General features: G+C 62.8%; 19 protein-coding genes. 8 read left to right on the forward strand and 11 right to left on the reverse strand.

The features are described 5' to 3' along the window. Positions 1-3: 3 nt before the first annotated feature. The 4 genes from ACOQOT_RS11205 to petA form a co-directional block, all read right to left on the reverse strand. Positions 4-882 (reverse strand): S-methyl-5'-thioadenosine phosphorylase, encoded by an 879-nt coding sequence (locus tag ACOQOT_RS11205; protein ID WP_420559350.1) that lies wholly within the window; start codon positions 880-882, stop codon positions 4-6. A 120-nt stretch (positions 883-1,002) separates the two neighbouring features. Further along, on the reverse strand, positions 1,003-1,842 hold the full coding sequence (locus tag ACOQOT_RS11210) for a cytochrome c1 (RefSeq protein ID WP_420559351.1): 840 nt from the start codon (positions 1,840-1,842) through the stop codon (positions 1,003-1,005). A gap of 18 nt (positions 1,843-1,860) precedes the next feature. Then, positions 1,861-3,282: a cytochrome b gene (locus ACOQOT_RS11215; RefSeq protein WP_420559352.1), complete on the reverse strand. Its 1,422-nt coding sequence runs from the start codon at positions 3,280-3,282 to the stop codon at positions 1,861-1,863. An 11-nt stretch (positions 3,283-3,293) separates the two neighbouring features. Further along, the gene (gene petA, locus ACOQOT_RS11220; protein ID WP_420559353.1) at positions 3,294-3,869 is read right to left on the reverse strand and encodes a ubiquinol-cytochrome c reductase iron-sulfur subunit; all 576 of its coding nucleotides are present in this window, start codon (positions 3,867-3,869) and stop codon (positions 3,294-3,296) included. A 306-nt stretch (positions 3,870-4,175) separates the two neighbouring features. On the opposite strand from petA, the gene ACOQOT_RS11225 reads away from it, so the two are divergent. Next, positions 4,176-4,646, forward strand: a complete 471-nt coding sequence (locus tag ACOQOT_RS11225; RefSeq protein WP_420559354.1) for a tRNA (cytidine(34)-2'-O)-methyltransferase — start codon at positions 4,176-4,178, stop codon at positions 4,644-4,646. Here the strand turns inward: ACOQOT_RS11225 and hemN are convergent. Beyond that, a complete protein-coding gene (hemN, locus tag ACOQOT_RS11230) occupies positions 4,643-5,968 on the reverse strand; it encodes an oxygen-independent coproporphyrinogen III oxidase (protein ID WP_420561940.1) in 1,326 nt (441 codons plus the stop codon). The genes ACOQOT_RS11225 and hemN overlap by 4 nt on opposite strands. 246 nt (positions 5,969-6,214) lie before the next feature. On the opposite strand from hemN, the gene hemF reads away from it, so the two are divergent. After that, entirely contained in the window at positions 6,215-7,102 is an 888-nt protein-coding gene (gene hemF / locus ACOQOT_RS11235; protein ID WP_420559355.1) for an oxygen-dependent coproporphyrinogen oxidase, read from the forward strand. A 13-nt stretch (positions 7,103-7,115) separates the two neighbouring features. Then, positions 7,116-7,592 carry a YbaK/EbsC family protein gene (locus ACOQOT_RS11240; protein ID WP_420559356.1) on the forward strand — a complete coding sequence of 159 codons (477 nt, stop codon included), beginning with the start codon at positions 7,116-7,118 and terminating at the stop codon, positions 7,590-7,592. A gap of 154 nt (positions 7,593-7,746) precedes the next feature. On the opposite strand, the gene ACOQOT_RS11245 is transcribed toward ACOQOT_RS11240, so the two are convergent. The 4 genes from ACOQOT_RS11245 to ACOQOT_RS11260 all read right to left on the reverse strand — a co-directional run bounded on the left by ACOQOT_RS11245 (position 7,747) and on the right by ACOQOT_RS11260 (position 10,681). Continuing rightward, positions 7,747-8,994: a CCA tRNA nucleotidyltransferase gene (locus ACOQOT_RS11245; protein ID WP_420559357.1), complete on the reverse strand. Its 1,248-nt coding sequence runs from the start codon at positions 8,992-8,994 to the stop codon at positions 7,747-7,749. 135 nt (positions 8,995-9,129) lie between these two features. Then, the gene (locus ACOQOT_RS11250; protein ID WP_420559358.1) at positions 9,130-9,393 is read right to left on the reverse strand and encodes a DUF6111 family protein; all 264 of its coding nucleotides are present in this window, start codon (positions 9,391-9,393) and stop codon (positions 9,130-9,132) included. Next, complete coding sequence (locus ACOQOT_RS11255) at positions 9,390-10,022, reverse strand: CoA pyrophosphatase (protein ID WP_420559359.1); 633 nt, start codon at positions 10,020-10,022, stop codon at positions 9,390-9,392. The genes ACOQOT_RS11250 and ACOQOT_RS11255 overlap by 4 nt, the downstream gene beginning before the upstream one ends. Further along, on the reverse strand, positions 10,019-10,681 hold the full coding sequence (locus ACOQOT_RS11260) for a DUF1285 domain-containing protein (RefSeq protein ID WP_420559360.1): 663 nt from the start codon (positions 10,679-10,681) through the stop codon (positions 10,019-10,021). Before ACOQOT_RS11260 ends, ACOQOT_RS11255 begins: the two co-directional genes overlap by 4 nt. Positions 10,682-10,889: 208 nt before the next feature. On the opposite strand from ACOQOT_RS11260, the gene ACOQOT_RS11265 reads away from it, so the two are divergent. The 4 genes from ACOQOT_RS11265 to ACOQOT_RS11280 are packed head-to-tail and all read left to right on the forward strand — an operon-like array spanning position 10,890 to position 17,794. Continuing rightward, positions 10,890-11,888, forward strand: coding sequence for an AAA family ATPase (locus tag ACOQOT_RS11265; protein ID WP_420559361.1), 999 nt, complete (start codon positions 10,890-10,892; stop codon positions 11,886-11,888). A gap of 26 nt (positions 11,889-11,914) precedes the next feature. After that, on the forward strand, positions 11,915-12,904 hold the full coding sequence (locus ACOQOT_RS11270; RefSeq protein WP_420559362.1) for a DUF58 domain-containing protein: 990 nt from the start codon (positions 11,915-11,917) through the stop codon (positions 12,902-12,904). After that, positions 12,905-15,718, forward strand: coding sequence for a DUF4159 domain-containing protein (locus ACOQOT_RS11275; RefSeq protein ID WP_420559363.1), 2,814 nt, complete (start codon positions 12,905-12,907; stop codon positions 15,716-15,718). It abuts the gene before it with no gap. 9 nt (positions 15,719-15,727) lie between these two features. Continuing rightward, a complete protein-coding gene (locus ACOQOT_RS11280; protein ID WP_420559364.1) occupies positions 15,728-17,794 on the forward strand; it encodes a hypothetical protein in 2,067 nt (688 codons plus the stop codon). Between the two features lie 20 nt (positions 17,795-17,814). On the opposite strand, the gene ACOQOT_RS11285 is transcribed toward ACOQOT_RS11280, so the two are convergent. Both ACOQOT_RS11285 and ACOQOT_RS11290 read right to left on the reverse strand, forming a co-directional pair. Beyond that, a complete protein-coding gene (locus ACOQOT_RS11285; RefSeq protein WP_420559365.1) occupies positions 17,815-18,330 on the reverse strand; it encodes a GNAT family N-acetyltransferase in 516 nt (171 codons plus the stop codon). A gap of 159 nt (positions 18,331-18,489) precedes the next feature. Continuing rightward, the gene (locus ACOQOT_RS11290; RefSeq protein ID WP_420559366.1) at positions 18,490-18,861 is read right to left on the reverse strand and encodes a hypothetical protein; all 372 of its coding nucleotides are present in this window, start codon (positions 18,859-18,861) and stop codon (positions 18,490-18,492) included. Between the two features lie 229 nt (positions 18,862-19,090). On the opposite strand from ACOQOT_RS11290, the gene ACOQOT_RS11295 reads away from it, so the two are divergent. Continuing rightward, on the forward strand, positions 19,091-20,005 hold the full coding sequence (locus tag ACOQOT_RS11295) for an SDR family NAD(P)-dependent oxidoreductase (protein WP_420559367.1): 915 nt from the start codon (positions 19,091-19,093) through the stop codon (positions 20,003-20,005). The last annotated feature ends 72 nt before the right edge of the window (positions 20,006-20,077 follow it).

Below are 20,077 nucleotides of genomic sequence, written 5' to 3' on the forward strand. Positions count from 1 at the left end.
TTCTTATCTGTTCAGAACGCGGCCAGCCACCGCTTCCAGTTTTTTCATCAGCGCCGCATCGCGCGCCTCGGGCGGCGTGATGATGGCGAAATCCAGCACCTTGTCGAAACCCATCGGGCACGGTGCGCGCTCGCCCGGTCCGATCTGACCGACGATATGCTTGAGCATGTCCTGCGCCTTTTCCGCGTTCTGCCGCAGCACCTCGACCACATGGGTCACCGAGACATCGGGCTCGTCATCATGCCAGCAATCATAATCGGTCACCATGGCGACGGTTGCGTAATTGATCTCCGCTTCCCGGGCGAGTTTCGCTTCGGGCATGTTCGTCATGCCGATCACAGAGCAGCCCCAGGAGCGGTAAAGATGGCTCTCCGCGCGCGAGGAAAATTGCGGGCCTTCCATGACGATATAGGTGCCGCCGCGCTTATGGGCGATGCCAAGCTCCTTGCAGGCCTTTTCCGCATAATCACCAAGGCGCGGACAGACCGGATCGGCCATGGAAACATGGGCAACGCAGCCCGGCCCGAAAAAGCTTTTCTCGCGGGCAAAGGTGCGATCGATGAACTGATCGACAATGGCGAAGGAGCCTGGCGGCAAATCCTCGCGCAGCGAGCCCACGGCGGAAACGGAAAGAATATCCGTCACCCCTGCCCGCTTCAGCGCATCGATATTCGCCCGGTAATTGATGGAGGACGGCGTCTGCCGGTGGCCGCGCCCGTGCCGGGGCAGAAACACCATGTCCACGCCGCCGAGCGTGCCCATGCGCAGCTCGTCCGAAGGCGCGCCGAAGGAGCTTTCCACCTTCTCCCAGCGGGCATTTTCAAGCCCTGGAAGATCATAGACCCCGCTGCCGCCGATTACGCCGAGAACCGTCTTTGCCATGCGCGCGCCTTTCCTGGAGATTTCCGCCCAAACCCGGGCGCGAACCTATCAAAAATGAGAGGGATGACCATAAAAAAGGGCCCCTCAGGGGCCCTTTTCAACGCGTATGGAACGCGAGTATCAGTGCTTGTCGGCCCAGAGCTTACGGCCGGCGAAGTAAAGCAGGCCTGCCAGAACCGCCAGGAAGACCATCACCTGGAAGCCGAGCTCGTGGCGCGCTTCCAGCTTCGGCTCGGAAGCCCAGGTCAGGAAGGCCGCCACGTCGCGGGCATACTGATCGACCGTCATGGGCGTGCCGTCTTCATATTCGACAATTTCGTCGAACAGCGGGTTCGCCATGGCAATCTGATGGCCGCCGAAATAGGCGTTATAATTCATGCCAGGTGACATCGGGAAACCCTGCGGAGCTTCTTCATAGCCCGTGAGCAGCGAATAGATGTAATCGGCGCCGCCGGAACGGGCTTTCACGATCACCGAGAAATCCGGCGGATAGGCGCCGCCATTGGCCGCGCGGGCGGCGTTCTCATTCGGGAAAGGCGCCGGCATCGGATCTTTCGGCTCGCGCGCGCGGGTGAACATGTCGCCATATTCATCCGGGCCGTCCTCGATCTCATATTCGGCTGCGAGTGCCTTTACCTGTGCCTCGGAAAATTCCGGCCCGCCTTCTTGGGCAAGGTTGCGGAAATTGACGAGGTTCATGGAATGGCAAGCTGCGCAGACTTCCTTATAGACCTTGTAACCGCGGCGCAGCTGGCTGCGGTCGAACGTGCCGAACGGCGCATCGAAAGACCATTCGGCATGTTTCAGCTCGATATCGCCGCCGGCGGCCTTCGCCGGCACGCTGGCAAGAAACATCATGCCAAGAGCCGTGATCGCCGCCGTCGCAATATAGGGTGCCACGCGCGACAAGCGCGTGAACACACAAGGACGGGAGGCTTGGTTCAGAGCTTCGTTTTTCATGATCATCCCTCAGCCCCCTTACGCATCTTTCTCGGCCAGAACGGCCTTGGAAATGCTTTCAGGAAGCGGCTTGGTCTTTTCGATGAGCCCGAGCAGCGGAAGCAGGATCAGGAAATACGCGAAGTAGAGGATCGTCAGCACCAGGCTGAGCGCCGCCACATCGAAAGCGTAATCCACCCGCTCGACTTCCACGCCGTAGACACCGCCCTCGATCACGTCATGCTTCTTGAACATGTCGGCCGTGGCGTCCGTCTGGCTCACCGCTTCTGCGATCGCCGCATCGGCTTCACCGGCGCTCTCATAGGTACCGATCACTTCGCTGCTCGTGAAGATGGTGCGGTCGGGCGACTGCCCGCCTGCCCAGCCGAGGCCGAGGCACACCACCACGAAGAGGAAGAAGAACTGGCGGAACAGCGGGCGGAAGCGCGCCGAGCGCACTTTCGACGTGTCGAGCCAGGGCAGCACAAAGAGAATGGCGATCGAACCGAACATGGCGATGACACCGCCCAGCTTGGAGTCGATCGGGCCGATATCGAACGTGATCGCCCGCAGGATTGCGTAGAACGGCAACAGATACCATTCCGGCACGATATGCGGCGGGGTCTGCAGCGGATCGGCTTCGATATAGTTATCCGCGTGGCCCAGCACATTCGGGTTGTAGAACACGAAATAGGCAAAGAGCAGGAGGAAAACCGTCAGGCCCAGAGCATCCTTCACTGTCATGTAAGGATGGAAACTGACCGTGTCCTGCTCGTCCTTCACCGAGATGCCGAGCGGGTTGTTGTTCCCCGGCACATGCAGCGCCCAGATGTGAAGAACGACAACGCCCAGAATGATGAAGGGAATGAGGTAGTGCAGCGAGAAGAAGCGCTGCAGCGTCGGGTTGCCGACCGCAAAGCCGCCCCACAGCCATTCGCGGATGGCATCGCCCACCAGCGGAATGGCGCCGAAGAGGTTCGTGATCACCGTGGCACCCCAGAAGCTCATCTGGCCCCAGGGAAGCACATAGCCCATGAAGGCCGCTGCCATCATGAGGAGATAAATGATCACGCCCAGGATCCAGAGCACTTCGCGCGGCGCCTTGTAGGAACCGTAATAAAGGCCGCGGAACATGTGGATATAGACCGCCAGGAAGAACATGGAGGCGCCGTTCGCGTGCACGTAACGGATCAGCCAGCCATAGTTCACGTCGCGCATGATGTGCTCGACGCTATTGAAGGCCAGGTCCACATGCGGCGTGTAATGCATCACCAGGATGATGCCGGTCACGATCTGCGTCAGAAGGCAGAAAGTGAGAATGCCGCCGAAAGTCCACCAGTAGTTGAGGTTCCGGGGTGTCGGATACTCAAGCATATGGTGGGCGAGGCCCATAATGGGCAGACGCTCGTCGAGCCAACGGGTAAAGGCGTTCGACGGCGTATAGGTGATTTCATGGCTCATAATACGCCCCCTCAGCCAATCTTGATCCGGTCGTCGGACAGGAAGGAATAAACCGGCACTTCCAGGTTCTTGGGCGCCGGGCCCTTCCGGATACGTCCGGCCGTGTCGTAGTGCGAGCCGTGACAGGGGCAGAACCAGCCGCCGAAGTCACCCTTGGCATCGCCGACCTTCTGGCCCTTGGGCACGCAGCCCAAATGGGTGCAGATACCGACCATGATTAGCCATTCTTCATGGCCTTCGGCAGTGCGGTTATCGTCCGTCGCGGGGACGTCACCCAAAAGATTGTCGTTGCGCGCGATCGGGTCCGGCAGGGTTTCCACCGGGACCGATTTGGCTTCTTCCACTTCCGCGGCCGTACGGCGGCGCACGAAGACGGGTTTACCGCGCCACTGCACGGTAATGCTCTGTCCGACTTCGATGGAAGAAAGGTCAACTTCGATGGATGCCAGCGCTAGCGCCGATGCATCCGGGTTCATCTGATCGATCAGCGGCCAAATGGCTGCCGCGCCGCCGACTGCTGCAAAAGCGCCGGTCGCGACATAAAGAAAATCGCGCCGTGTCGGCTCATCCGTGTCGATGTGTGCCACGGTTGAGGTCTCCCTGATTCATCACTTAAGGGCACCCGCCGGCCCGGGATGTCTTCCCTGACACAAACGCCACCCCATCCGAACTGCACGGCACGAGCCCTTGCCCTCCCAAGCTCAGGCCGCCCAGCACCCGCATATGTGCGGCGTTTGTGGCACTGTCTTCACAGATTGTCCAGACCCGCCATCGGGAAATGTGGCAGGATGCCGCAAGCGGCAGGGCCAAGGGGCAAGCTGGGCGCAACCTGCGCCCCCTGCTCACTTTTTTCCATTTGGCGGTCCGCCCCGCGCTGGGCTATGGAACGGTCCATGCGACTGGCCCTTTACCAACCCGACATTCCGCAGAATACCGGCACTATTCTTAGGCTCGGCGCGTGTCTCGGCGTGGGCGTGGATATTATCGAGCCCTGCGGCTTCCCCTTCTCCGACCGGGGCCTGAGGCGGGCGGGAATGGACTATGTGTCGCATGCCGAAATCCGCCGCCATGCCGACTGGCAGGCGTTCCAGAGCGCCCGGAAGGCGGAAAACCGGCTGATTTTGCTCACCACCAAGGCCGCCGAGCCCTATACGGGCTTCCGATTCGCCCCCGGCGACACGCTGCTTCTGGGCCGGGAGAGCGCCGGGGTACCGGACGAGGTCCACGCCGCCGCCGATGCCCGTCTTCTTATCCCGCTAAGCCCCGGAGCCCGCTCTCTCAACGTGGCGGTCGCCGCCGCCATGGTGCTGGGCGAGGCGCTGCGCCAGACGGACGCCTTTCCGCTGCGCGGAGAAGAAGCCTAGACCGCCTTGGAGTGGCGGACCTCCTCCCCATTATGCAAATAGCCATCGAAGAGCGAGGCGACGATGCGCACGAAAGGCCGCCCCTTCTCGGTGATGCGGATAAAGGTACCCTGGCGGACCACCAGCCCGTCTTCCACAAGCGGCGCCAGCATCTCGACCGTATCCGGGCTCGAAACCGGGGCGATATTGGCTTCCATATGGCACATAAGCTCGTTGATGATGTCGCGCCGCACCCGGTCTTCCGAACTGAGCACCGCGCCGCGCACCACCGGCAAGCGGCCTTCCTTGACCTCTTCCATATAGCGCCCGATAGCCGGCTCGTTCTGCACATAGCCCTTGGGCAACTGCCCGATGGCCGAGGCACCGAAACCGATCAGGACATCGGCATCATCCGACGTATAGCCCTGGAAATTGCGCTGCAACGTGCCCTCGACCAGCGCCTGGGCAAGACTGTCCTCGCGGCGGGCAAAATGGTCGAAGCCGATCGCCACATAGCCGAGCGCGCGCAACCGCATGGCCGCCGCCTGGCTCTGCTCGAACCGCTCGCCGAGCCCCGGCAACGCCGCCTCGTCGATAAGCCGCTGATGGGTCTTCATCCAAGGCACATGGGCATAGCCGAAAAGCGCGATCCGGTCGGGCGCCAACCCATGGGCAAGATCCACCTGCTCCAGAACCGAGTCCACCGTTTGATGCGGCAGCCCGTACATCAAATCGAGATTGACGGACTTGATGCCTGCCGCCCGCACCTCTTCCACCGCCTTGGCGGTCATCGCATAGGGCTGAATGCGGTTGATGGCGCGCTGCACTTCTTCGCGGAAATCCTGCACGCCGATACTCACCCGCGTCACCCCGCTCTCGCCGAGCGCTGCAATATAATCCGTGCTCGCCGTGCGCGGGTCGATCTCCACCGCCAGCTCGCTTTCCTCATCGAAGACAAAGCGCGAGCGCACATGCGCCACCATGCGCAGCCAGTCTTCCGCGCTCAGCATACTCGGGCTGCCGCCGCCCCAATGCGCGTGCGCCGCGCGCATGGGCCCCGGCACAGCTGCCGACACCAGATCGATTTCACGCAGCAATATGTCGAGATAGTCCCCGACAGGCGCATACCGCCGCGTTGCTTTCGTGTGGCAGCCGCAGAACCAGCACATCTCCCGGCAATAGGGGATATGGAAATATAAGGAGAGCGGTTGTTCCGGACGCAGCGCCGCAAGCCAATTGCGGTACACCCCTTCGCTCACCGCCCGGCTGAAATGAGGCGCGGTCGGATAGCTCGTATAGCGGGGCACGTTCACGCCGTATTTGACGGCAAGCGCCTCGTTCATTCTCGCTGTTTCCGGCATCCCAACCTCACTCGGCTTACTGTCTTTGCGCTGCACCGGCATTCCGCCGCGCGAGGGCCTTGCGGCCCGCAAGCTGATAGGGGAAAGTAGCGCCGCTTTTCAAAAGGCGCCTTGATCCAGGTCAGACTGCCGGGAGAAACCCGGCTGCGGCGAAAAAGCGCGCCTTATCTTTCATTGCGCAGACCTTGCGCCATCTTTCACTGCGCAGGCCCTGCGCCCAACGCCCGGATGAACGACGTGCCCGATATCGAAAACGCAAAAAGCCGTGCCCGCGACTGGTTCGAAACGCTGCGCGATGAGATTTGCGCCGAGTTCGAAAAACTCGAAGACGCGCTGGAAGGCACCGCCTTTGCCGGTGAGGCGCCGGGCCGTTTCGAGCGCAAACCCTGGACACGCGGCGACGGCAGCGAGGATCAGGGCGGCGGCACCATGTCGATCATGAAGGGCCGCGTCTTTGAAAAAGTGGGGGTGCATACCTCCACCGTTTACGGCGAATTTTCCGAAGAGTTCCGTGCGCAAATTCCCGGTGCCGACAAGGACCCGCGCTTCTGGGCCAGCGGCATTTCGCTCATCGCCCATATGCAAAACCCGCATGTGCCCGCCGTGCATATGAATACGCGCATGCTGGTGACGCAGGACTGGTGGTTCGGCGGCGGCGCGGACCTCACGCCCGTTCTCATGGCGAACCGCACGCAAGACCATCCCGACAGCGTGGACTTTCACGCCGCAATGAAAAAAGCCTGCGATGCGCATGGGGACGATTACCATGCCCGTTTCAAAAAGTGGTGCGATGAATATTTTTTCCTGCCCCACCGGAACGAAGCGCGCGGCATTGGCGGGATTTTCTACGACCGCCACAATACCGGCGACTGGGAAAAGGATTTCGCCTTCACGCAGGATGTGGGCCGCGCCTTCCGCGATATTTATCCCGTGCTCGTGCGCCGCCACATGAATAAAGATTGGAGCGAGGCGGAGCGCGAGGAACAGCTCATCCGCCGGGGCCGCTATGTGGAGTTCAATCTGCTTTATGACCGGGGCACCACTTTCGGGCTGAAGACCGGCGGCAATGTGGACTCGATCCTTTCTTCCATGCCGCCTGCGGTGAAATGGCCGTAAGCAGGTAACGGCAATGGCAAAGGGCGAAACGGCGGCACAGCGCTTTACCCGCCTTAACGGCATTCCCGCCACGTTTCACGAAATCGGTGTGCCGAAAGACCGCAAAACCTCCGCGCTTGAAATGGCTAAGGCAAGCGGCCTCGACCCTGCCCGGCTTTTCAAAACGCTGATCGTGCTGGCCGACGCCAAAACCTTCGCCATGGCCATCGTGCCCGCGGACAGAGACCTCGACCGCAAGGCGCTCGCCCGGCTCATGAAAGCCAAACGCGTCGATCTTGCCCCGAAAGAAAAAGCCATCAAGCTGACGGGCTATCAGATGGGCGCCTGCGCGCCGCTCGGCCAGAAGAGCGCGCTTCCCGCCTTTCTCGATGAAAGCGCGTTCGGCTTTGCCAGCATCTATGTCAGCGGCGGCGCTTACGGCCTAGAACTTGAAATCGCGCCGGATGTTTTGCTGGAAGCGGTGAAGGGGACGAGGGCAGTAATTGCCTGAGCGCCTTCACCTGCCGCAATGGACCCCGGCTCGGGGGCCGGGGTGACGGCTTTTATTTGTGGCGACGGCCTTGCCAATTCCCGAAGCTGTCACCCCGGGCTTGTCCCGGGGTCCATGCAGCCTCACCGCATGAAGAAAGCCAGCCGCATAAGCCTCAATAAACCGTCGCCTGCACCACCGCCTTCAGGCGTTCGATGATCGAGAACTCATCCTCGATGAAATCCGCATCGACCCACCACTCCTCGACCTCGCGCATGACGCGGCCGATTTCCGGCCCGTCGGGCACGCCGGCGGAGCGGACCATCTGGCCCGTCAGCGGCAGCTGCGGTTTTTCCCAGCTATCGGCCATGGCCAAAAGCGCGCGCCATTGCACGGAATTGGCGAGCTTTTTATCCGCCGCCCAGCCCAGCATGACGCGGTCCTTGAAAAGCTCCGGGCCCATCCAGTAAAGCGCGCGGCGCATCTCACGCATCGACATGTAAGAGACGATCTTTGTTTGATCCGTATGCATGCGGATCAGACGGTCCCGCTCCTTGTTGGAAAGACGAAGCCGCTCGGCAAGCTTGCGGATGCCCGCTTCATCGAGATCGATGAGCGCGCCGAGCCGCATGATGGGATCGGAGATAAAAAGCTGATCGGTTTCGATCGCAACCACACGCTCCAGAAGCTCGGTGCGTTCGGCCTCCGGCAGCACTTTGGAAAGAATACCGCTTGCCGCCATCTGGCGGATCGCGGCCGGCGCATTGTCCGCGCCCAGAATTTTCAAAAGCTCCATGCGCACGCGCTCGCCCGAAAGCTGAGAAAGCCCGTCCTTTTGCGCGGCGCAGGCTTTCAGCCCTTCGGCATCGGGCTCGCCCTTGCCGTATTGCGCGTGGAAGCGGAAGAAGCGCAGGATGCGCAGATAATCTTCCTTGATGCGTTCGGAAGCATCACCGATGAAACGCACGCGGCGCGCTTTCAAATCCTCGCGCCCGCCCAAAGGATCGTGCACCGTCCCGTCGCTATCGGCATAAAGCGCGTTCATGGTGAAGTCGCGGCGCTTGGCATCTTCCAGCCAGTCGCCGGTAAAGGCGACATCGGCGCGCCGCCCATCGGTTTCCACATCGACACGCAAGGTGGTGATTTCGAAATGCCGCCCGTCCGTCACCGCCGTCACGGTGCCATGGTCGATGCCGGTGGGGATGACCTGCACGCCTGCTTTTTCCAGCCGGGCGATCACTTCCTCAGGCTTGAGCGCCGTTGCGATGTCGATATCGACGACGGGCTCGCCCAGAAGCGCGTTACGCACACAGCCTCCGACGAAACGGGCCTCGCCCTCGCCCAGCGCCTGCATGATCTTCACCGTCGCCGCATCGCGGATCCAGGTTGCCAGTTTCAGCTCGCCCTTGTTTGCCTCGCTCACGTCACACCTCCTATGCGGCGCCTGACCCTGAGCATGCCTTTAGAACGTCCCCAGACCGGCGGCCTTATCCTTGATTGCTTCCACATATAAGCCCTTGGAAGGCGGGGCGAAAGGACCGCAATTGCCGCAGGCAGCTTAGCGGAAACCGCCCGGCACGATCTCGCCGTTTTCAAGGCGTGCAGGCACATATTCCTTGCCAACTTCCGAACCGTCGAAAACCGCAAAAAGCCCGATCGAGGCGAGCACGAGCCCGATCCCAGCCAGCACCAGCCAGGCATGGGGCGGAGCTTGATCCGCGTCCCGGCTCATCCAGCCGAGCCGGCGGGCGGCGAGCACATAGAGCCCGTACAGCATGAAAGGCAGGAGAAAGAGAAAGGCGTTGAGAAGCAGGCGGCTCATGGCGCGTATACCCTGTCATACATGTTTTTCAGCATTCCCGCCGTCGCCCCCCAGATGTAATGACCCTCATAGGGCATGGCGTAATAAGCGCGCCGCTTGCCCCGCCACATGACGCTATGGCGTTCATGGTGGTCCGGGTTCATGAGAAAAGACAAGGGCACCTCGAAAGCCTCTGCCACCTCATTGGGATCGATCTTCAGCGTGAAATCCGGTTTGACGAAGCCGACAACGGGAAGAATCCGGAAGCCCGTGCCCGTTTCATATGGATCGAGGAAGCCCGCGATCTCCACGAGCGAGGGATCGAGGCCGACTTCTTCCTCCGCCTCGCGCAGCGCCGCTTCCGCCGGGCTTTCCCCTTCTTCCACCTTGCCGCCTGGAAAGGCGACCTGGCCGGAATGGGAATTGAGATGATCCGCGCGCCGGGTGAGCAGCACGAAGACGCCCTCTCCCCGCTCGATAAGCGGCACCAGTACGGCAGCAAGGCGCAGGTTTTTACGTTCTGAAGGTTCCACCCATTCATCCGGATTGAGATCGTGATCACCGCGCGTCTTCACGCCGTTCAGCACGATGTCGGCAGGCGGCATGTCCCGGTCGATCGCGCCGAGGATCTTTTCCCGGTAAGCGTTCATTGGGCAGGCCCGTTCACATCGGCGGCAAGGGCGATGGGAAAAAACGTGCCGCCGCTCCAGACGCCGAACCAGCGCGCGCCTTCCCAATCTTCTTCCGTGCCGATTTCCACAAGGTCGTAAAAGACAGCACGGTTGATCAGCGCGTCAAGATCGGCGCGCACATGCACATAAGGCGCAGGCTCGCCGCTTTCCTCGTCGATGACGAAACGCATCGGGTGTTCGGGCCCCGCTTCCGTTTCATCGCCCACATTGGTGGTGAAGGTCAGGCGCTGGTCCTTGCCCTCCCCTTCCACCTGCATCGCCACGGCGACGAAGGGCGCGTCATCCACCGTAATGCCGATCTTTTCCACCGGCGTGACGAGATAATATTTGCCGTCATCATCGTGACGTAAAACCGTCGAAAAAAGCCGCACCAGCCGCTCCCGGCCGATGGGCGTGCCGAGATAGTGCCAGCTGCCGTCGCGTTTGATTCGGATGTCGAGTTCGCCGCAATAAGGCGGGTTCCACAGATGAACCGGCGGCAGGCCTTTTTTCTTTTTGCCGCCCGTCTCTTTATTGGCTTCTTCCGCCGCGCGGGTGATCTCTTTCAGCGCATCGCCGGGATTGCCGCTCAAACCGGCAGAACCGGCAGGTTTTTCGCCGCTCTTGGCCTCTGCCATCGGTTTTGCCTCCTCTCGCTTCCATTCTACAGCCGTTTACACGGCTTTACGTGGGCATCTCACGCCTGCTTGACTAGGCGCGTGCGGGCTCCAACGTCATAATCGGGCCATAAAGACCGCGAAAACTGAGCAAATTGGGGCTTTTCGCCCATAAGCGCCCCGGCGCATGCTTATCCACCGCAACGCTCTTCAGGATATATGTAGGACAATGAACACGGTCAGTGAAGCAGAGGGCGATATCGTCCGCGAAGTCGAAACGGCCGGTGCCCGCATCGCAGAAGCGCGCAGCGCCGTCAATGACGTGATTTTCGGACAGACGAAAGTCGTCGAAGAAACCTTCATCACGCTGCTGGCCGGCGGCCATGCGCTGCTTGTCGGCGTGCCGGGCCTCGCCAAGACCCGCCTCGTGCACACAATGGGCGTTGTGCTGGGCATGGAAGACAAGCGCATCCAGTTTACCCCCGATCTGATGCCCGCCGATATTGTGGGCTCGGAAGTGCTGGAGGAAAACGAGCAAGGCCGGCGCAATTTCCGCTTCATCAAGGGTCCCGTGTTCTGCCAGCTTCTCATGGCCGATGAAATCAACCGCGCCAGCCCGCGCACCCAGTCCGCGCTCTTGCAGGCGATGCAGGAACAGCATGTGACGGTGGCCGGCCAGCGCTATGAATTGCCGCGCCCCTTCCATGTGCTGGCAACGCAGAACCCGCTGGAGCAGGAAGGCACCTATCCGCTGCCTGAAGCCCAGCTCGACCGCTTTCTTTTGCAGATCGACGTGGACTACCCGGACCTTGCCGCCGAGCGGCGCATGCTGCTCGCGACGACCGGCCTCGATGAAACGCCGGTGCGCCAAATTTTGAGCAGCGAGGAACTGCGCAGCGCCCAGCGTCTGGTGCGCCGCATTCCCGTCGGCGAGCAGGTAGTGGATGCCATTCTGGAACTTGTGCGTTCCGCCCGGCCCGAAGAAGCCAATATCGCCGAAGTGACGGAGCATGTCGCCTGGGGCCCAGGTCCGCGCGCAAGCCAGGCCCTGATGCTGGCGGTGCGCGCAAGGGCGCTGACCGATGGCCGTTTCTCGCCCTCGATCGACGATGTGGCCGCCCTCGCCGCGCCGGTGCTGCGCCACCGCATGGCGCTCAATTTCGCCGCGCGGGCCGAAGGCATTACCATACCCGGCGTGATCGACCGGCTTGTGCAGCGGCTGGGCTGAGCAGGCCGTTTTAAAGACGAGACCAGATGAGCGAAGACGCCCCCCTTTCCGGCGGCCCGAAAAGCCCCCGCGCCGAGAAGGCCCGCAGCACGCAGGCCGCGCCTGCGCGTGCGGGCTTGCGTGCCCAGGCGGAACGTCTGGCCGAGGCGCTGCCGCCGCTCCTCGTGGAAGCTGAACGCGTCGCCAATACCGTTGCGCAAGGCGTGCACGGACGCCGCCGCTCGGGCGCCGGTGAAAGTTTCTGGCAATACCGCCGCTACCGCGCAGGCGATGCCGCTCAGCGCATCGATTGGCGCCAGTCCGGCAAATCCAGCAAGCTTTATGTGCGCGAGACGGAATGGGAGGCAGCCGAAACGCTCTGGCTCTGGCGCGATGCCTCCGCCTCCATGGATTACCGCTCGTCCTTTGCACAAATCTCCAAGAAAGATCGCGCCACCGTGCTCGGCCTCGCACTTGCCAATCTTCTGGTGCGCGGCGGCGAGCGGGTGGCGGCGCTCGGCAGCGATATTCCCCCTGCAACCAACCGGATGGGCCTGCGCCGCCTCGCGCATCATTATCTTTCCGAAGAAGAGAGCCTGCCGGAAAGCCTGCCCCCCGGCGCCCATGTGCCGCCTTATGCCGCTATGGTCTTCCTCAGCGATTTTCTCTCCCCGCCCGACGCGCTTGCCAAGGCGCTGCAGCCTTATGCGCACCGGGGTATCGGCGGTCATATGGTGCAGATCATCGACCCGGCCGAAGCTGACCTTCCTTTTGAAGGACGCACGGAATTCGTCGGCGTGGAAGATCCGCGCCGGCTTCTCGTCGGCAAGGCGGAGAGCCTGCGCAGCGCCTATCACCGCCGTCTTGAAGAGCATCAGGACGCGCTGCGCCAAATCGCCCGGCGGCTCGGCTGGCACTTCACGGTTCACCGCACGGACAGACCCGCCGAGACCTGCCTTCTCAGCCTTTACGGCCAGCTTGCCGGTATGAACCGGGGCCCCGGACGCGGCACAGCGGCTGCCAGGCAGGGAGGCTAGATGCTCGACCTCGGCCTTATCGGCTTTGCCCAGCCGCTCGTCCTTGCCGGTCTTGCGCTTTTGCCGGTGATCTGGTGGCTGCTGCGCGTCACCCCGCCCGCGCCCCAGCGCGTTGCCTTTCCCCCGCTCCGCCTGCTCTTCGGCTTGCGCCAGGATGAAGAAACCGCCTCGCGCATTCCCCTTTGGCTGCTGATGCTGCGCCTTGCCTTGGCGACGCTGCTGATCCTTGCTCTGGCAGAGCCCGTCTGGCGCCCGGCAGGCGACACGGGCCGCAGCCGCCCGCTTCTTCTCGTGCTCGATGATGGCTGGGCCGCCGCCCATAGCTGGGACAAACGTATTTCCTTTGCCCGCGCGCTGATCGAAGGAGCGGGCAACGACGACCAGCTCGTCGCCCTTGCCGCCACCTCGCCGCAAGTAAAGGCCGAGCCGCCCGTCTTTTTAGCGGCGGATGAGGCGCTAGCAAAACTGAAAGCCTTAAGCCCGCTTCCCTTGGGCCCCGCCCGCCTCGAGCTTGCCGCCCGGCTCGGCAAAATGGAAAAACCGCAAGAGGCCATCGATATCGTCTGGATCGCCAACGGGCTCGATCATGGCGAGGCGGCCAGCTTTGCCGGAAAGCTGGAAGAAATCGCCAGCGGCGGCGCGCTGAAACTCGTCACGAATGCGCCCGGCGAAGTGCCGCTCGTCCTCACCCCGCCCGCGCAAGGCGAGGACGGGCTCGAAGTCACGATCCGCCGCCTTGAGGTGCCGGAGCTGCGCGATGGCAGGGTGGAAGCGCGGGCCGAAGATGGCCGCCTTCTCGCCGAGGCCGAGTGGCAATTGCCCCGCCTTGCCACCGCTACCAAAGCCCGGCTCGACCTGCCGCTCGAATTGCGCAATGAAGTACACACGATCTCGGTCACGGGCGAGCGCTCGGCGGCAAGCAAGGTGCTTATCGATGAGCGCTGGAAGCGCCGCGCCGCGGGGCTCGTCTCCGGCAATTCTTTCGAGGCCGACCAGCCGCTTCTTTCCGATCTTTACTACCTTGAACGCGCGCTGCGCCCCTTTGCCGATATCCGAAAAGCAAACCAGGGAGAGGCACGGCAGGGCGAGACGCAGGAAGGCGAGCGCAGTCAGATCGAAATGCTGCTTGCCGATCCGCTATCCGTGCTCTTCCTCGCCGATATCGGCACTTTAAGTGAGCGCGATGCAACGCTGGTGCGCAACTGGGTGAAGGAAGGCGGTACGCTGGTGCGCTTTGCCGGGCCGCATCTGGCCGCGCAAAGCGACGATCTTATCCCCGTTTCCTTGCGCAGCGGCGGACGCAGCCTCGGCGGTGCGCTGTCCTGGACGGAGCCGCAGCACCTTGCGCCCTTCGAAGAAAGCAGCCCCTTTGCCGGGCTCGATCTGCCGGGTGATGCGACGGTGAGCCGCCAGGTGCTGGCCGAACCGCGCGATCTTGCCTTTGCCGAAACCTGGGCGCGGCTGGAAGACGGCACACCGCTCGTCACCGCCGCACGCGAGGGAGAGGGAAGGCTCGTCCTCTTTCACATCACCGCCAATACGGATTGGTCGAACCTGCCGCTTTCCGGCCTTTTCGTTTCCATGCTCCAGCGCATCCTCGATCTTGCTCAAGGGGTCGCCGCGCAAAACGAGGGAGCGGAAGGCGGCCTTCTGATGCCGCGCCAGGTGATGACGGGCTTCGGCACCTTCACCTCCCCGCCCCCTTATGTCACGCCCATTCCCTTTGCCGAATGGACGAAGACGCGCCCGAGCGCCGAGCACCCGCCGGGTTTTTACGGCATGCAGGGCGCAGCCCGCGCGCTCAATCTCGGCAATGAAAACCTCGTACTTGCTCCGCTGCCCGCCCTGACCGGCCTCACCCGGCAGGAGGGCTTTGGCGATGCCGCCCATCAGGCGCTGCGTCCCCTGCTCCTCACTCTGGCGCTCATTCTCTTGATCGCGGATGGTTTTGCCGCGCTTTATCTGACCGGCCGCCTCAATGCGCCGCATCAGCGCCCGCGCGGCCCCCGCGTGGCAGCGCTCCTGCTGGCCGGTCTCCTAAGCGCGCCGCTCGTTGGCGGTCATGTGGCCCCCGCCAAAGCCGCCGATGACGCTTATGCGCTGAAAGCCACCAGCGAAACGCATCTGGCTTATGTGGAAACCGGCGACAAGGATCTCGACGGGCTCTCCCATGCCGCGCTTTCAGGGCTCACCAAGCGCCTGCGCGAGCGCACGGCGCTCGAGCCAGGCGAACCCATGGGCGTCAATATCGATCAGGACGAGCTCGCTTTCTTTCCTTTTCTTTACTGGCCGGTCGCGCAGAACGCCCATGTGCTGAGCGATGCCACCGCGGCAAAGATTTCCAGCTACATGCAAAATGGCGGCATGATCCTTTTCGACACGCGCGATCAGGACCGGGCGATTTCGGGCCTGCCCAATGAAGCAAATGAAGCCCTGCGCCAGGTGCTCGCCAAGCTCGATGTGCCGCCGCTCGAGCCGGTGCCCGCCGACCACGTGCTCACCAAAAGCTTTTATCTTCTGCAAAGTTTTCCCGGCCGCTGGGACGGGGGGCAGGTCTGGGTGGAAGCGGCCAATCGCGGGCGCGCGCAAACCAATGACGGCGTCTCGGCCATCATCATCGGCTCGAACGATTTTGCCGGTGCCTGGGCGGAAGACCCGAACGGGCGCCCGCTCCTGCCCGTGGCGCCGGGCGGCGAGCGCCAGCGCGAATATGCCTACCGCTTCGGCGTCAATCTCGTCATGTATGCGCTGACCGGCAATTACAAAGCCGATCAGGTGCATGTGCCCGCCCTTCTCGAACGGCTCGGCCAATAGGAGCGGCGCATGGGATTTTCCTTCACCTTCGCGCCGCTGCTGCCGCCTCTCTGGCTGGGGCTGCTGGCGCTTGCCTGCGCGGGGCTCAGCGCGCTTTTCATCTGGCGGCGCATGCGGGTCGGCATCTGGCGTATTCTTGCCATGGCACTGCTGCTCGCGCTCATTGCCAATCCGTCCGTGCGCCAGGAAGAGAGGGAAACCGTTCCCGATGTCGCCCTTCTCGTGGTCGATACCAGCGCCAGCATGCGCCTTGAAGAACGCGCTCAGACGGCGAAAGCTGCCAGCGAAACATTGCAGCGCGAACTCAGTAAATTCTCCGATCTTGATCTGCGCACCATCTATGCGGGCAGCGCGCCGGGCGGTGACGGCACGGCGCTTTTCACCAATATCGCTTCCTCCCTTGCCGATGTGCCCGCCGAGCGCGTGGCAGGCATCGTGCTTTTGACGGACGGGCAGGTGCATGACGTGCCCGGCAGTCTTGAGGCGTTCGGCTTCGATGCGCCGCTTCACACCGTCACGATCGGCGATCCGGGCGCTTATGACCGGCGCCTTGTGATCGAGGAAGCCCCGCGCTTCGGCATTGTGGGCGAGCCTGTCTCCATTGCCTTCCGTATCGAGGAAACGGGCCCCTCCCCCGGCAATGAGCCCGTCACCGTCACGCTGCGGCTCGACGGGGAAGATGTCGCCACCACCTTTGCCCGCCCCGGCGAGCGCGAGCGGGTGAGCGTCACGCTGCCTCATGGCGGCACGAATGTCATCGAGCTGCAGGCGGCAGGCGATGCAAGCGAGCTGACGCTGCAGAACAACCGCGCCGTGACCACGCCTACCGGCATCCGCGACCGCCTGCGTGTGCTGCTCGTCTCCGGCGAACCTCATGCGGGCGAGCGCACCTGGCGCAATCTGCTCAAAGCTGATCCAGCAGTCGATCTCGTTCACTTCACCATTCTGCGCCCGCCGGAAAAACAGGACGGCACGCCGATCAACGAGCTTTCGCTTATCGCCTTTCCGACGCGCGAGCTTTTCTCGCTGAAGCTCGACGAATTCGATCTCATTATCTTCGACCGCTACCGCCGGCGCGGTGTGCTGCCCATCGTCTATTTCGACAATATCGCCCAGTACGTGGCTGAAGGCGGCGCGGTGCTGACGGCGGCAGGCCCGCCTTTCGCAGGCCCCTTCAGCCTTTACCGCACGCCTCTTGCGAGCATTCTGCCTGCCCAGCCTTCCGGCACGGTGACGGAGGAAGGTTTCAAACCGGAGCTTTCGGAAAGCGGACGCAGACATCCCGTCACCGCCGAGCTGACCGGCGGGCAAAGCACACCGCCCTCCTGGGGGCGCTGGTTCCGCCTGATCGACACACTGCAGGACAGAGGTGAGATGCTGATGAGCGGGCCGGAAGGCAAGCCGCTCCTCGTGCTCGACCGGGTGGGCGAAGGCCGGGTGGCGCAATTCATGTCCGACCAGGGCTGGCTCTGGGCGCGCGGCTTTGAAGGCGGCGGCCCGCAGGCGGAACTTCTGCGCCGCACCGCGCACTGGCTGATGAAAGAACCCGACCTTGAAGAAGAACGGCTGAGCGCAAGCGGCAAGGCGGGCCGTCTTCTCATCGAGCGCCGGACCATGGGAGCGGCGACGCCGCCTGCCGGCATCACCTATCCCTCCGGCGCGCGCGAAGAGGTACCGCTGAAAGAGGATCAGCCCGGGCTTTTCAACGCCGCGCTCGAGACGGATGAAATCGGCCTCTACCGGATCGAGCAAGGCGGGCTCACCGCGCTCACCGCCATCGGCCCGGCCAACCCCAAGGAATATGCGCAGGTCGTGACCAGCGATGAGAAACTGCGCCCTTTGAGCGAAGCGTCGGGCGGGGGTATTTTTAATCTCATCCTGCCGGAAAACGAACCCCCGCAAGTGCGCCGGGTGCGTGCCGGGCGCGACACGCAGGGAAGCGACTGGATGGGCTTCCGCCGCAACGAGTCTTACATTCTGCGCGCCGTGACGGACGTGCCGCTCTTGAGCGGTCTGCTCGCCGCCATTGCGATGCTGGGGCTTCTACTTTTCGCCTGGTGGCGGGAGAGCCGGTAAGGCCCTCCCCCGCACCCCGCTCAGATCGCCGTGCCGAGCGGCGGTTTCGTCACCGCCCCTTTGACATGGGAAAACGCGCCGAGATCGAGCTCGCGGTAAAGCAGCCGCGAGGGGTCCACCGGCCCCGGCATGGTGAGCCGGCCCGGCGGCACCGGCCCGAAGCCGACCCGCGCATAATAAGGCGCATCGCCCACCAGAATAACGAGCCGGTAGCCCATGGCCTTGGCATCGGCAAGGCCTCTTTCCATCAGTTTGATGCCGCAGCCCTTGCCGCGCAGCTGCGGTTTGACCGCAAGCGGGCCGAGCATCAGCCCCGGCTCGCCGCCGATCAGGATCGGCCAGAAGCTGAGCGCGCCGATCATCTCGCGCGCCTCCCCCTCGCCCGCATAAGCGACATAGGAAAGTTCGGGAATGGAGGTATTGCCTTCCCGCAGCCGCTGGGCGGCTTTGGCATACCGGCCCGGGCCGAAGGCATCATCCAGCAGCGCCTCGATTTCGGGCGCATGTTCGGGCCGTTCAAGTTCGATCGTAAACATGTTTTCTCTCAGTGCGTCGGGTCATCGGAACAAGGCTCCCCTCATCCCGCACACTGATTGCCAGCTTAGCAGGACAAAGACGGCCCATGGCAAATGGCGGGCAGATGCCGGCCAGTTGCGCCGCTTCGTCGTCGCTGGATGAAAACCCGGGCAAGCACCTTAGCCATGGCGGGGCGTGCTCCTGTAAGCAATGATGAACGCGACAAGGAGCAGCGCGTCGATGAGGCCGCCAAGCACCACGCCGCCCGCCACGCGCCCTTCGCCGTAAAGCCAGGCAACGGGCAGAGCGAAGGCAAGCTTTTCGAGAAAGGTAATAGGCATCAGCGCTCTGTAGCGCACCGGATCGGAGGCGATGAGCAGGAAAAGCACCTGCCAAACAAGCGCCGTGCCGATAAAGCCGTAATAAAATTCAGGATGGGTGATGGCCGGCGGATTGAGCGCGCCGACCTGAGCTTCCATGAAAAGCTGCGGCGCGAGCACCACGATCCCATAGACCGCGGCCACGATATAAATCCAGCGTGCCAGTTTCATCGCTCATCCCTCCCCGGCGGGCGCAAAAGCCCCCCAAACCGGCAAGGCGATTAGCACGCACAGGACGCAGGGTCCAGCGGAACTTGCCCGCTCGCGCCCTCCCGCCCTGCCGGTAAAGGCCTAAGAAAGCGCTGGCCCGCGCGGAAAACTGCCGCTAGCTTGCCCTCGAGCCAAGGGCGGCCCAGACCGCCGAGGGATGAGAAGCGGAACAGAAAACAGGGAGAGCAAAATGGGATTGCTTGACGGAAAAGTCGTTCTCGTAACCGGTGCCGGGCGCGGCATTGGCCGGGACTGCGCGATTATCGCGGCGGCGCAGGGCGCAAAGGTTGTGGTGAACGATCTGGGCGGCGGCGTGGCCGGCGGCGATGCGGGCGATGTGGGCCCGGCGCAGGAAGTCGTCAACGAAATCACGAAAGCTGGCGGTGAAGCCGTCGCCAATACCGATTCCGTCGCCATCAAGAGCGGCGCGGAAGCCATGGTCGAACAGGCGCTCGACACATTCGGCGGCCTGCATTCGGTGATCAGCCCGGCAGGTATTCTGCGCGACGGCATGTTCCATAAAATGGCGGATGAAGACTGGCATTCGGTGATCGATGTGCACCTTAATGGCAGCTACAACGTCACGCGCGCCGCCATCAATCATTTCCGCGAGCAGGAAGAAGGCAATTTCGTTCTCTTCACCTCGACGAGCGGTCTGATCGGCAATATCGGCCAGGCGAACTACGCCGCCGCGAAAATGGGCATTGCCGGCCTTTCCCGCATCATCGCCATGGAAGGCGAGAAAAAGAACGTGCGCTCCAACATCATCGCGCCCTTCGCCTGGACGCGCATGATCGCCACCATTCCGGTGAAGGACGAAGCCTCCGCGCAGCGCGTGGAACGCATGAAAAACGCCATGCGCGCCGATCAGGTCGCGAAAATGGCCGTGGCGCTCGCCGCGCCTTCTTGCGAAACCTCGGGCCAGATCTTCGCCGTGCGCGGCAACGAGCTCTTCCTCTTCAACCAGCCCCGCCCCGTGCGCGGCATGGCGCGGCTGGAAGGCTGGGAGCCCGACACGATCCTCTCCCATGCGCTACCTTCCATGAAGGCGGACATGACCGATCTCGGCGCCACCGCCTCGGTCTTCCCCTGGGAACCGATTTAAGCATCAGCTGCATACGAAACGAAAAGGCCTTCGCTCCGGCGGGGGCCTTTTTGTTTCCGCTACACCCCAAGC

The sequence above is a fragment of the Tepidicaulis sp. genome (genome assembly GCF_965222285.1).
Lineage (GTDB): Bacteria > Pseudomonadota > Alphaproteobacteria > Parvibaculales > Parvibaculaceae > Tepidicaulis.

What these genes read in the sequence shown, in the direction of transcription:
- hemF (WP_420559355.1), top strand. Translation starts at nt 6,215, where the DNA reads ATGAACGACGTGCCCGATATCGAAAACGCAAAAAGCCGTGCCCGCGAC.
- ACOQOT_RS11275 (WP_420559363.1), top strand. Translation starts at nt 12,905, where the DNA reads ATGCTCGACCTCGGCCTTATCGGCTTTGCCCAGCCGCTCGTCCTTGCC.
- ACOQOT_RS11225 (WP_420559354.1), top strand. Translation starts at nt 4,176, where the DNA reads ATGCGACTGGCCCTTTACCAACCCGACATTCCGCAGAATACCGGCACT.
- ACOQOT_RS11260 (WP_420559360.1), bottom strand. Translation starts at nt 10,681, where the DNA reads ATGGCAGAGGCCAAGAGCGGCGAAAAACCTGCCGGTTCTGCCGGTTTG.
- ACOQOT_RS11270 (WP_420559362.1), top strand. Translation starts at nt 11,915, where the DNA reads ATGAGCGAAGACGCCCCCCTTTCCGGCGGCCCGAAAAGCCCCCGCGCC.
- ACOQOT_RS11210 (WP_420559351.1), bottom strand. Translation starts at nt 1,842, where the DNA reads ATGAAAAACGAAGCTCTGAACCAAGCCTCCCGTCCTTGTGTGTTCACG.
- ACOQOT_RS11240 (WP_420559356.1), top strand. Translation starts at nt 7,116, where the DNA reads ATGGCAAAGGGCGAAACGGCGGCACAGCGCTTTACCCGCCTTAACGGC.
- ACOQOT_RS11280 (WP_420559364.1), top strand. Translation starts at nt 15,728, where the DNA reads ATGGGATTTTCCTTCACCTTCGCGCCGCTGCTGCCGCCTCTCTGGCTG.
- ACOQOT_RS11255 (WP_420559359.1), bottom strand. Translation starts at nt 10,022, where the DNA reads ATGAACGCTTACCGGGAAAAGATCCTCGGCGCGATCGACCGGGACATG.
- ACOQOT_RS11215 (WP_420559352.1), bottom strand. Translation starts at nt 3,282, where the DNA reads ATGAGCCATGAAATCACCTATACGCCGTCGAACGCCTTTACCCGTTGG.
- ACOQOT_RS11250 (WP_420559358.1), bottom strand. Translation starts at nt 9,393, where the DNA reads ATGAGCCGCCTGCTTCTCAACGCCTTTCTCTTTCTCCTGCCTTTCATG.
- ACOQOT_RS11205 (WP_420559350.1), bottom strand. Translation starts at nt 882, where the DNA reads ATGGCAAAGACGGTTCTCGGCGTAATCGGCGGCAGCGGGGTCTATGAT.
- ACOQOT_RS11265 (WP_420559361.1), top strand. Translation starts at nt 10,890, where the DNA reads ATGAACACGGTCAGTGAAGCAGAGGGCGATATCGTCCGCGAAGTCGAA.
- ACOQOT_RS11285 (WP_420559365.1), bottom strand. Translation starts at nt 18,330, where the DNA reads ATGTTTACGATCGAACTTGAACGGCCCGAACATGCGCCCGAAATCGAG.
- ACOQOT_RS11290 (WP_420559366.1), bottom strand. Translation starts at nt 18,861, where the DNA reads ATGAAACTGGCACGCTGGATTTATATCGTGGCCGCGGTCTATGGGATC.
- ACOQOT_RS11295 (WP_420559367.1), top strand. Translation starts at nt 19,091, where the DNA reads ATGGGATTGCTTGACGGAAAAGTCGTTCTCGTAACCGGTGCCGGGCGC.
- hemN (WP_420561940.1), bottom strand. Translation starts at nt 5,968, where the DNA reads ATGAACGAGGCGCTTGCCGTCAAATACGGCGTGAACGTGCCCCGCTAT.